This window comes from Sandarakinorhabdus oryzae (genome assembly GCF_009733735.1).
GTDB lineage: Bacteria > Pseudomonadota > Alphaproteobacteria > Sphingomonadales > Sphingomonadaceae > Sandarakinorhabdus > Sandarakinorhabdus oryzae.
Window position 1 is genome coordinate 1 of record NZ_WNJP01000089.1, and the last position, 11609, is coordinate 11609.

At 65.0% G+C, this 11609-nt stretch carries 12 protein-coding genes; 1 reads left to right on the top strand and 11 read right to left on the bottom strand.

What is annotated here, in order from left to right:
* The 10 genes from GJ693_RS09825 to GJ693_RS09870 form a co-directional block, all read right to left on the bottom strand.
* A partial coding sequence (locus tag GJ693_RS09825; RefSeq protein ID WP_207789958.1) for a tetratricopeptide repeat protein occupies positions 1–454 on the bottom strand: 454 nt, incomplete at its 3' end.
* Positions 455–456: 2 nt separating this feature from the next.
* A complete protein-coding gene (locus GJ693_RS09830) occupies positions 457–1434 on the bottom strand; it encodes a type II secretion system F family protein (protein WP_156256134.1) in 978 nt (325 codons plus the stop codon).
* A gap of 5 nt (positions 1435–1439) precedes the next feature.
* Complete coding sequence (locus tag GJ693_RS09835; RefSeq protein ID WP_156256135.1) at positions 1440–2441, bottom strand: type II secretion system F family protein; 1002 nt, start codon at positions 2439–2441, stop codon at positions 1440–1442.
* Position 2442: 1 nt separating this feature from the next.
* Complete coding sequence (locus GJ693_RS09840) at positions 2443–3840, bottom strand: CpaF family protein (RefSeq protein ID WP_235902798.1); 1398 nt, start codon at positions 3838–3840, stop codon at positions 2443–2445.
* Positions 3837–5069 (bottom strand): AAA family ATPase, encoded by a 1233-nt coding sequence (locus tag GJ693_RS09845; protein WP_156256136.1) that lies wholly within the window; start codon positions 5067–5069, stop codon positions 3837–3839. Before GJ693_RS09845 ends, GJ693_RS09840 begins: the two co-directional genes overlap by 4 nt.
* Positions 5069–5377, bottom strand: a complete 309-nt coding sequence (locus GJ693_RS09850) for a hypothetical protein (protein ID WP_156256137.1) — start codon at positions 5375–5377, stop codon at positions 5069–5071. The genes GJ693_RS09845 and GJ693_RS09850 overlap by 1 nt, the downstream gene beginning before the upstream one ends.
* Before the next feature lie 3 nt (positions 5378–5380).
* The gene (locus GJ693_RS09855) at positions 5381–6754 is read right to left on the bottom strand and encodes a type II and III secretion system protein family protein (protein WP_156256138.1); all 1374 of its coding nucleotides are present in this window, start codon (positions 6752–6754) and stop codon (positions 5381–5383) included.
* The gene (cpaB, locus tag GJ693_RS09860) at positions 6751–7620 is read right to left on the bottom strand and encodes a Flp pilus assembly protein CpaB (RefSeq protein WP_156256139.1); all 870 of its coding nucleotides are present in this window, start codon (positions 7618–7620) and stop codon (positions 6751–6753) included. Before cpaB ends, GJ693_RS09855 begins: the two co-directional genes overlap by 4 nt.
* Before the next feature lie 252 nt (positions 7621–7872).
* On the bottom strand, positions 7873–8058 hold the full coding sequence (locus tag GJ693_RS09865) for a Flp family type IVb pilin (protein WP_156256140.1): 186 nt from the start codon (positions 8056–8058) through the stop codon (positions 7873–7875).
* A 98-nt stretch (positions 8059–8156) separates the two neighbouring features.
* A complete protein-coding gene (locus tag GJ693_RS09870) occupies positions 8157–8345 on the bottom strand; it encodes a Flp family type IVb pilin (protein WP_156256141.1) in 189 nt (62 codons plus the stop codon).
* A gap of 752 nt (positions 8346–9097) precedes the next feature.
* On the opposite strand from GJ693_RS09870, the gene GJ693_RS09875 reads away from it, so the two are divergent.
* Complete coding sequence (locus GJ693_RS09875; protein WP_156256142.1) at positions 9098–10531, top strand: hypothetical protein; 1434 nt, start codon at positions 9098–9100, stop codon at positions 10529–10531.
* A gap of 10 nt (positions 10532–10541) precedes the next feature.
* Here GJ693_RS09875 and GJ693_RS09880 read toward each other — a convergent pair.
* On the bottom strand, positions 10542–11609 hold a 1068-nt coding region (locus GJ693_RS09880; RefSeq protein WP_156256143.1), incomplete at its 5' end, for an energy transducer TonB.

Consider the following 11609-nt stretch of genomic DNA (forward strand, 5'->3'; position numbering starts at 1 on the left):
CGGCGGCAGCGGCGCGGCCATCGCTGCCGGCGCTCGCGCGCTGCAGCCACGGAATGGCGGCGCGGCTCTGGCCGGCACGGTGCAGCGTCCAGCCGAGATTATAGGCAATGTCGCCGGCATCGGGCTCGATCGACAGCGCCTGTTCGAAATGCTGGCGGGCCAGATCGATGCGGCCCATGCGGTCATAGGCGATGGCAATGCCATTCAGCGCAGCGACACAGCTGTTGTCCTGCGCCAGCGCCAGCCGGAAAGCGGAAATAGCCTGGGCGGCGTTGCCGGCCACCAGCAGGCTGCGGCCTTCAGACAGCGCGGTTTCGACATCCTGCCCGGCCACGGCCGTCGCCGGGAGCCCGTCGCTGCGCGGCCGCAGGTCGCGATCGTTGGTGTCCGCCAGCGCCGGGGCCGATCCGGCCAGCGCGAGGATAAGGCCCGCGGCCTTCTTGCCAGAAGCCATGCTCATTGCTGCTGCGCTGCCCTCTGCTTGTCAACGGTTGCCATCTGGTTCTTCATGCCGATCGCGGCCGGCAGCATCAGCACCGCCACCATGGTGGGCAGCATGAAGCAGACCAGCGGGATCGACAGCAGCACCGGAATGCGGTGCGCCTTTTCCTCGGCGCGCATGCGGCGCTGCTCGCGCATTTCCGCGGCATAGATGCGCAGCGCCGATGCCACCGAGGCGCCCAGCTTGTCGGACTGGATGATCAGCGTGGTGAAAGCGGTGATTTCCGGCACGCCGCTCTTCTTGGCGAGCAGGCGCAGCGCCGCTTCACGGCTGCGGCCGGCGCGCAGTTCGAGGCTGACCTGGCCGAACAGCTTGGCCAGCAGCGGGTGCGACGAGGTGATTTCCGAACCGACGCGGCTGAAGGCTGCATCGATGCCGAGACCGGCTTCCAGGCAGACCAGCAGCAGGTCGAGCGTGTCGGGGAAGCCATTGAGGATTTCCTTGGCGCGTTCATCCGCGCGGCCCGACACGATGATGCCCGGCGCATAGAGGCCAAGCAGGGCCGAGCCCATCACGAACATGTAGAGCTTGCCCGGCGTCGGCCAGTTGCCACTGACCGCAATGAACAGCAGCATCAGCGTCGGCAGGCCCAGTGTGCCGGCAGCGCGCGCCAGCGTGAAGGCGCGCGGCGCCCAGGGCTGGTCGAAACCAGCCATCTGCAGTTTTTCAGCAATCTTGTTGGACGCGCTGTCGGTGAGGTTGAGACCGCGCTCCTCGATCTGCTGCAACAGGCGGGCCCAGCGCGAGCTGATGGCATCGTTGCGGATGCTGCCGGGGCCGCTGTCCACCGCGGCCGATCCGCCCTGGCTGGCGAGGCGTGCCTTGATGTCGGTGCGGCCCAGGATCATCGGGGCCAGCGCCAGCACCACCAGCACAGCGGCGAAGAAGACGAGGCCGAGGACGATCCAGTTGGCGAATTGACCAGTGACCATGACGCTTACACCTTGATCGCGATGAGGCGGCGCATGATCACGACGCCCAACGTGTACATGAACAGCACGCCCAACGTGCCCGGCATGAACCAGGGATCATCGACGACATCGAGATAGAAGCGCGGCTGGCTGGAAAACACGCCAAGGAAGGTCAGGATCGGCATGGCGGTGAGCAGCGTGCCGGTCATCTTGCCTTCCGACGCCAGCGCGCGGACCTTGAGCACCATGGCGGCACGGTCGCGGATCACGCGGGCGAGACCATCCAGGATATCGGCGAGGCTGCCGCCGGTTTCGGTCTGGATCGCGACCGAGACGACGAACATGTTGATATCCTGCGTCTGCACACGGCCCGCCAGATTGTCGAGCGCGTCGCGCAGCGGATAGCCATAGTTCATTTCGGCCAGCACCAGCGCCAGTTCCGACGACAGCGGGTCGGGCATTTCGCTGACCACCAGCTCCAGGGCGCCCGTCACCGGATAGCCGGCGCGCAGACCGCGAACCAGCACGTCGAGCGCGATCGGGAACTGCGCCTCGATCTTCTTCAGGCGCTTGGCGGCGGCATAATTGATGTAGAGGATGGGCAGCGCGATGCCGATGCCAGCCGCGAACAGCACCAGCAGCAGCACGGCGCCGACGCTGTGGACCTGGCCGGTGATACCGCCCAGCAGCGGGAACAGAAAACCGATCAGCAGAGTCGCGCTGGCCATGTAGGTCAGCATGCGCTGCGAGCTGAGCCGGATGCCGGCCTGGTTCATGCGGGTGTCGAGATAGGTCAGCACCGACGGCAACAGCGAGCGCGACACGTCGGTGGTCTGCCGGCGCAGGGCCGTGATGATTTCGGCGGAGGAAGCGCCCTGCTCGATCAGCTCCATGCGCTTCGACAGGCGGCGCTTGCTGCCATAGGTATCGCGATACCAGATGAAGCCGCCTTCCAGCAACAGCACCACCGCCAGGAAGACGATGGTGTAGAAGACGAACTGGGGATCGATGAACGAGGGCAGTTCCACCTCAACCCTCCTTGCGCTTGAACGGATCGAACATGGTGGACGGCAGGTCGAACCCGCGCGCCTTCAGCACTTCCATGAACTTGGGCCGCACACCCATCGGGCGCATCTCGCCGATCACCTTGCCGTGCTCGTCCACCCCTTCGCGGACGAACTTGAAGATCTCCTGCATCAGGATGATCTCCCCTTCCATGCCGGTGATTTCGGCCACCGAGGTGACGCGGCGGGAACCGTCCTGCAGGCGTTCCAGCTGCAGCACCACGTTGATGGCTGAAGCGATCTGGGCGCGCGCCGATTTCGGGCTGATGTCGATGCCGGACATGCCGATCATCTGTTCCAGACGCGACAGCGCATCACGCGGCGTGTTGGCGTGCAGCGTCGTCATCGAGCCATCGTGGCCGGTGTTCATGGCCTGCAGCATGTCGAAGGCTTCGCCCGAACGGATTTCGCCCAGGATCACGCGATCGGGCCGCATGCGCAGCGCGTTCTTGACAAGGTCACGCTGGTTGACTTCGCCGCGCCCTTCGATGTTGGCCGGGCGGGTTTCCAGGCGGACGACGTGGCTCTGTTGCAACTGCAGTTCGGCCGAATCCTCGATGGTGACCACGCGTTCGTGGCTGCCGATCGACGCCGACAGCGCGTTGAGCATGGTGGTCTTGCCCGAACCGGTGCCGCCCGAAACGATGACATTGCGGCGACTGGCGACGACGGCTTTCATCATCGTGGCGCAATCGGCGGTCATCGAGCCATATTCGACCAGCTTGTCGATGCTGGTGCGGCTGGGCGGAAACTTGCGGATCGAGAGGCACGGCCCGTCGATGGCCAAAGGCGGGATGATGGCATTGATACGGCTGCCGTCGGGCAGGCGCGCATCGACCATCGGCGAGCTTTCATCGACGCGGCGGCCGACGTTGGAAACGATCTTGCCGATGATGCGCAGCAGGTGGGCGTCACTGGCGAAGCGGGTGCCGACTTCCTCGATGCGGCCGCGCCGTTCCACGAACACCTTGGTGGCGCTGTTCACCATGATGTCGGAAATCGTCGGGTCCTTCAGCAGCGGCTCCAACGGGCCGAGGCCAAGCAGTTCGTCCAGAATGTCCTCAACCAGCTGGCGCCGCTCGGCAGCGTTCAGGGCCTGGTTGTTTTCCTTCAGCATTTCCTGGACGAGATCGCCGATGTCGCGCTGCATCTGCTCGCGCGTCATCGTGTCGAGGGCCGCCAGGTTGATGCGGTCGATCAGCTGCTGGTGCAGCGTGACCTTCAATTCGGTGTAATCGTCGCGGCGGCGGTCCTTGATGCTCACCACCGGCGCCGAGGTCGGCTCGGCCGCCTGGATGGCGCCGCCACCCTCCGGCGTCTCGCCAGGGCCGGGTCCGGTCTTGCGGCGGGTGGGGAAGATCACGCGGTGGCCCCCATCTGCAGAAGTTCGTCACTCAGCTGCGCCGCGATGACACGCAGGTCGCGCTCCACCTTGGCCTTCAACTTGATCTGGCCGAGCGTGCGGCCTTCATCCAGCGCCGCCGAAACGGTGGGATAATCATTGGCCAGCGCGAAATGCACGCGGCTGCGCAGCGCGGTCTCGGCTTCGCCCAGGTCATATTTGCCGAACAGGCCGGGCACCATGCGGTTCATCACCACCCGCACCCGTTCGCCCAGGCCATTGGCTTCGGCGACATCGATCTGGCGGCGCGCCTGCTGCACGCCCGAAACGGTCATCTGCGAGATCAGCAGCAGCAGGTCGGCCTTCTGGATGGCGGTCGCCGTCCAGTCCATCCACACCCCCGGCAGGTCGAGCAACACCAGATCGAAATTCTGAGTGGCCGTCTCGAGCAGGCGATCCATGAATTCCGGCGTGATCGCGTCCAGCGGTGTCATGTCGGACGGAGCGGCGATCACCGACGCGCCCGAGGTGTGGCGCTCGATGACCATCTTGAGGAATTCGCTGTCCAGCCGCTCGTCGGCCTCGATCAGGTCACCGATCGACAGTCGCGGCTTGAGGTTCATGTAGAGCGCCGCGGTGCCGCGCTGCAGATCAAGATCGATCAGCAGCACGCGCTTGTTGTCGCCCGCCCAGATCTGGGCCAGTTGGCTGGCGATCATGCTGGTGCCGACGCCACCGAGCGCACCCTGCAGCGCGATGACATTGCCGCTGCGCGCCGGACCGCCGCCGGTGCTGAGCATGGCGCGCTTTTCGCGGCCCGATTCCAGCGCCTGGCCCAATTCCTCGCGGGAAAACGGGATCGGCAGCACATCGGCGATGCTGAGCCGCATCAGCTTGCGCGTGGCGGTGATGGTGAGATCCGACGCCGCGGCCACCACCGGAATGCGGCCGCCCACGGTGGTGGCAAACTGTTCCAGCGCCGCCAGATCGCCAGCATTGGCCGGATCGATTTCCAGCACCAGAAGGTCGGTGCGGCGCATGAGAGGGCCATTCGCGGCCAGCTTTTCAAGGCCGCCATCAAACATGCGGAACTCGGCGCCCAGATCAGTGAGGCGCGACTGATCGACCTGGGCCGCGGTTTCCGGCCGCAGCGCCATGGTCACCCGCAGATCGCCGGCATCGCCCTGCGTCGGCGGTTCGACCGCCTCACCGCGGCCGGCAAAGGCCCCCAGACGTGCCAGCAGAGCCATTAGCGTGGGCCCGACGTCGGCGCGGCCGCGGCTGCGCCGCCACTCTGGCTCTGGCCGAGCTTGCTGTCACCCGAGAGCGGCAGCAGCGCCTTCACCTTGCCCTGGCGGTAGCGCGTGATGGCGGCATCGGCGAGCTGGCCATTGCCGCCTTCGATCGCCACATTGGCATAGCTCGGGGTGAGATCCACGGTCATCGCCGCGATATTGTTCTGCACCACCAGGCCCATGCCCTTGTCGGCGGCGGCCGCCGGGGCGGCAACGCTGACCATCAGCGCCAGCAGCAGGAGAGAGGTCGCAATCCGGAACATGGTTTACCTCACGATGTGGCCGTGCTCGGCAGCAACGCCGCCGGGCTTGTTGATGGGGCTGGGCGGGCCGGGCAGCGGCAGCGCGGGAGCGGGCTGCACGCGGTGTTCGGCCTTGCCGATCAGGAACAGATCGGAGTCGCTGGGTTCAAGCACGCGATCGGTGGGCAGCTGCAGCGACGTGCCGGCCTGCACCGGGCGGACGATGCGCGGCGTCACCAGGATCACCAGTTCGGTTTCCTGCCTGGAGAAGCTGGTGGACCGGAACAGCGCGCCGATGATCGGAATGCGCCCCAACAGCGGGATCCGGTTCACCGTGTCGGTGAAATCGCTCTGGATCAGGCCGGCGAGCGCGAAGGTCTGGCCATCGCGCAGCTCCAGCGTGGTGCGGGCGCGCCGCACCTTCAGGCCCGGAATGCGGAAATTGTTCAGATCGATGCCGGCGGCCGGATCGAGGCTGGACACTTCCGGCGCCACCAGCAGGTTGATCAGCCCGTCCTCCAGCAAGGTCGGCGTGAAGGCGAGGCCAACACCGAACTGCTTGAACTCGATGCTGACCTGGCCCGCGGCGGTCACACCGGTCGGCACCGGGAACTCCCCGCCGGCCAGGAAATTGGCGGTTTCGCCCGACAGCGCGATGATGTTGGGCTGGGCGAGCGTGCGGATCAGGCCTTCGCGCTCCAGCGCCTGCAACCGGATCCCGAAATTGGGGAAACTGAGCGCTGCGGTGAACTTGCCGGTGATAGGGGTGCCAGGCGTCACCACGCCAACCGTGTTGCTGCCGCTGTCGTTGCTGTAGCTGATCGTGTCGATGCCCAGCGACTTGGCGGTGCCGCGCTGCATTTCGGCAAAGCGCACTTCCAGCAGGATCTGCTGGGATGTGCCGATGCCGGCCATGTTGATCACCTTGTCGGGCGCATAGGCCTGGGCGATGGTGACGGCGCGCTGCACGGCGGCCGCACTGCTTGCCGTTCCGGTCAGGATCAACTGGTCAGCCGCGGACTGCACACCCAGGCTTTCGGTGGGCATCAGTTCGGCCAGCTTCTGCTTCAGGCCCATGGCATCGGGCGCCACGTTGACATCGACAACCGCGATCACCCCGCCATTCTTGTCATAGAGGGTGAGGTTGGTGGTGCCGACATCCTTGCCGAGCAGATAGACGACATTGCTGGTGACCGGGCTGACATCGGCGATCTTGGGATTGCCGATGGCGATCCGGGCGAAGGGCCGCGGCACGCGCAGGGTCTGCGACTTGTTGATGGGCAGGTTGAGCGTGAGGCCCGTGCGGGCATCAACACTGCTCGACTGCGCCAGAGCCGCAACCGGAGCCGTGAGCGTGGCGATTGCCAGACCGGCAACAAGGAGAGGTCGCACCATCATTTGCCAATCACCGATTCAAATTTGGCTTCGGTTCCACGCATCACAACAACACCAGGACCCAGCGCCGGCTTGGCAGCGCCAGGCGCACCGCCCGCCGCGGGGCCACCGCCGCCACCACCGGAATTCGGCTTGCGCACAAGCCGGGTGATGGTGCCGTCGTTCAGGTCCATCACCTGCGCCGTCTGCAGGCGCACGCGGCTTTCATCGCTGAAGTGGCGCAGCGCCAGGCTGAGCTGGCCGACCGTCTGGGCCAGCGCGATCTTCTGGGCCTGCAGCGGGGTCACCTCGATGGTGGCCGCCTTGACGACTTCCGGCTTGTCCTTGCCAACGTTCATGTCGACACCAACCGCCAGCACCCGCGCACCCTGCACCAGCAGTTCGGAGATCGGCAGCGCCTCGTCGGGCGAGCGGGTCATGAACACGTCCACCCGGTCACCCGGGAAGATCAGGCCGGCAACGCCCGACACTTCGTTCACCGGCACCGACACCGCGCGCATCTGCGGGTTGAGCAGCTGGGCGGTCGAAAGCCGGTTTGCGCCGGTGGCGAGCGACTTCTCAGTCAGGATTTCGTTGGCGACGATCGGGCGCATCGCGGTGCGGCCGACGCCCATGGTCAGCTCCTCGATGCGCTGGAAGCTGCCCTGGGGCAGGTTGCCGGCCGGCCAGTCGACGACCTTCACCTTTTCAGGCGTGATCTTCTCGCCAAAATTGATGTCGGCCGATGCGATGACCGTCGGAACGGTACGCACGGCTGCGGTCGTGTTGCTGGTGTCGGGGCTGCTGCTGAGGAAGGTGCGCGCAAACAGCACGGCGACCAGGCCCAGCGCCACAGCGGCGATCAGCATGAAGATGGATGAGCGGCGCATCAGCGGGCCGCCCCGGTGGCAAGATCAAGCCAGGCCCTGCGCACTGCGCCGGCCGGCGATCCTGGATACTGGTGCATCTGCGTGTGCAAAGCGCGCCCCTCTTGCAACTGCCCCTTCACGGCCGGATGGCCGCTGAAGTCCTGTTGTTTACGGCTGGACTCCGGCCCAGCTTGACAGTTACGCCCGAACGCTACTTGCAACGCACGAGCGGACCGTAACCGGGACCCGCCCACATCGACGGCACTGCCGTCTTCAATCTTTTGCCACTGAAAATATTCCGCCCGCCGCCTCGAACATGGCGAAAAGCGACCCACCAAAGGCATCCAGGCCCAGCAGCAAGGGACCCAGAAGCGATGCGACGATCAGGGCATATTCGGCGGCCGAAGCGCCGGACTTGCACGCGATGAAAGACCAGAAGATCATTGCATCAATACCCAATCGCACGACGTGGAACCGAGCAACCTGATGGCCAATACCGGGCTGTCAGCGGCTGCAAGGAAACTGGCCGGGGCGCGGACGCCCCGGCCAGGAACACATTACGGGTTAGCAGCGCTCGCCTTGGCTTCGAGCAGGTTGCCCGTGGTGCCGAGGGCGGTCTGCAGCGAACCACCGAACAGGGTGGCACCGGCCACCACGAAGCCGCCGAGCACGGCAACGATCAGGGCGTATTCGGCAGCCGAGGCGCCGGACTTGTTGCCCTTCAGAGCGTTCAGGATCTTCATCATCGTCTTGTTTCCCACTGTTGTAGGCCTAAGCCACTTTGCAAGGTCCCGCACGTTTTGGACGAGCGTACGGGAGGGACCACCGTTGATGCCGATCGGATGAAAACCCACTGCTTCCTCCGGCCGGTATCCCACAACATGAATAAACGTCCGTAACGAATTGAACAATATCGAAATTGGTTGACGTTTTTTTGGGATACTTCTTCAATCTTCATTATGGTTTACTGTTTTTAATAAATATTTACGTTTCGTTATTTATTGAATCGCCACGAAGGTGAAGCAGACACTTGGATGCCAATTTTCACCCAATATAAACAATGGCTTACGATTCACATCATGAGTCATTTACTGTTAGATTTCAATGACTTGGACTGATTCATAAACGTCTGTGAAAGACCGTGAGCGCAGGGCCAGACGTGGCCAAATTGCCTGAAACTTCACTGTTGCGAAAATGTCACGTCGTCTGCCGATTGTTGGATTTGCAGGTGGCAGTGGCCCGGAATCGGGCAAAAACGAATCGAAAATGCCCCGATTCGAATCGGCGCATGCAGCCCTTCGACCCGAAATACAGGCGATTCGGCGCAGCTTCAGGCCACCACAGGCGCCGAATGGGGGTAGCGCGCCAGCCCCAACAGCGCGCCGCCAAACGCCAGGCGATGGCGTCGGCATGGCCGGCTCCGGCGGGTTGCAACCCCCATCAAAGGCCCATATCCAGGGTGCAAGCATCCCGAAAATGCCAAGTGCAGGACAACGCTTTGACCAACAACACCGAAGCGCAACGCGATGCCTGGTCTGCGCTGGCGGCACCGATTGCTGTCGCATGCTGGGTGGTGACCGTTCTGTTCAATCCGGGCTTGTTCAACGATTCAGATACAAACTGGCATCTGGCCGCCGGTGACTTGATCCTGCGCACCGGCACCATTCCAACCGTTGACCCCTTTTCCTGGACCGCAACCGGTCGGCCCTGGGTGGCGCACGAATGGCTTTCCGAAGTGTTCATGGCGCTGGCCTACAAGGCGGCGTCGTGGACTGGCCTGGCGATGCTCGCGGCTGCCGCGCTGGCCCTCATCTTGAGCATTATCGCGATCCGTGCCGGCCAGTGGCTGGAACCTCAGCGAGCCGTCACGATGATGATTGTCGTTGCGGCGGCGCTTGCACCCACCACGATGATCCGGCCCCACCTGCTGGCATTTGCCTTGCTCACGGTCTGGACCATGTTGCTGATCGACGCCCGCCGAAAGGATCGGGTCCCGCCGTGGTGGAGCGTGTTGGTCCTCGTGCTGTGGGTCAACATGCATGCCAGCTGGGTGCTGGGCATTGCGCTGTCCGGCGCTTTTGGTTTCGAAGCGCTGCTGCGCAGCCAATCGCGCCTGCGCGCGCTGCGGAACTGGTCCGTCTTCGGCATTGCCTGCCTGGCGGCGACCCTGATCAACCCGCAGGGCTTTGCCCTGTGGGCCTATCCGTTTGACGTCAGCACGATGAGCACGCTCTATCTGATCGAGGAATGGCGCCCGATGGATGTGCGCAAGGATGCGCTCCACCTCGCCAGCATGGCCCTGGTGTTGATTGGGGTCATACGTTTGCACCGACAGATGGGGATCGTCCGCATCCTGCTGCTGGCTGGACTGATGCTGATGGCGATCCTTCATATCAGGCACCTGGCGCCGTTCGTGCTGGTGTCCAGCCTGGTGCTGCTTGACGCTGTTCGCGACGATTCGCGCTGGGGAACCCCAACGAGCCTGCGCCCGGGCCGTGCGGTAATTGTGGGGTCGCTGATCATCCTTGCCGGTTTCGGTGCCCGCCTCTTTATCCCGCTCGTGCGGCAGGACAACGGTGCCAATCCGATGGCGGCCCTGGCCGCCGTTCCGCCGCAGATCCGGGCCCTGCCGGTGATCAATCATTATGATTTTGGCGGCGTGCTGATCCTGAATGGCATTCGCCCCTATGTCGACGGCCGGGCGGACATGTATGGCGACGTCTACATGCAGCAGTATATCCGGATCCTGGCGGGCCAGCCGGACGCCGTTCACAAGGTGCTGGCCGATGGCAAGGTCGGCTGGATCATCGTCCAGCCCAAGAACGGCCTGGTGGCAACGGCCGAAAAATCAGGCTGGCGGCGCCTCCATGCCGATCAATGGGCGGTTGTGCTGATCCGCCCCGACCTGGCGTCAACTGTCCGGAAGAATTGACGGGATCCGATCAGCGCTGCGCCAGCTGCCAGGCGATCGCGCTTTCATAATCCCACGCCATCGGGCTGCCATCGACGTCCTGGGCCGGCACGAAGCGGGCGCGGCGGGCCAGCAGCGCGCAGGTGTCACGGTCCAGCCCGGCGTGTCCGCTGGAGCGGATCACGTCGCAACGCTCGACCGAGCCCTGCGGGTTGATCGCCAGCTTGTAGCCGACCGTGCCGCTCTCGCCGCGTGCCAGCGGCCCGGCCGGATATTCGCCATTCCCGATCCAGGCATCACGCATGCAGGGTTCGGCCACCATCGGGCCACTGACGCGCGCATCCGGGCAACGAATGGCCGGTTCCGGGCGATCGGGCGCCGGCGGGGCGGCCCGGGTTTCGCCCATGGTCCATTCCAGCGCGTAAAAATCCACCGCCGCCACATCGCGGCCCTTCACATCGCGGGCCGGCTGGTAACGGCCCCGGGCCATAAGCTGGAGACAGGCCGTGAGATCAACGGGTTTGACCCCCGACGGCTTTTCCAGCCGGCAGCCCGCCACCCGGCCATCAGCCCCCAACTGCAGCCGCGCCTCGAGCCGGTAGCGCCCCGGCGGGGCATCCCTGGACGCCGGCATCAGCCGGATCCAGGTGGAGCGATCTCCGATGGCGACGGGCGCCCGGTAGCCGCCGCCAGCCGGACTGACCGCCGCCGGGCGCGGCGCATTGGCCGGGGCCGGTCGCTGGTCAATCAGCGGACGCAGGATGGTGAACAGGCCGATGGCGATGATCAGGATGCGCAGCGGCCAGCCCGCAATGCCGCGCCGCCGCGCCTGCCAGACTGCGATTCCGCCCACCAGCAGCCCGGTGATCACCGGCGCACGCGGCAGGCCGGTGGCCGGATCGATGAACAGATTGGCGCTGGTCAGTTCCGAAATCGCGCCGGCGGCATTCGGCACGCTGGCATCGATGCGGCTGCCCAGTTCGAACAGCAGCAGCGTCAGGGCCACCAAGCCCGCGGACGGCAGCGCCTGCCACCAGCCGCGCGCCAGCCGCAGCGACAGCAGCAGGCCCATCAGGGCCAGCGGCAGCAGCGCCAGCCC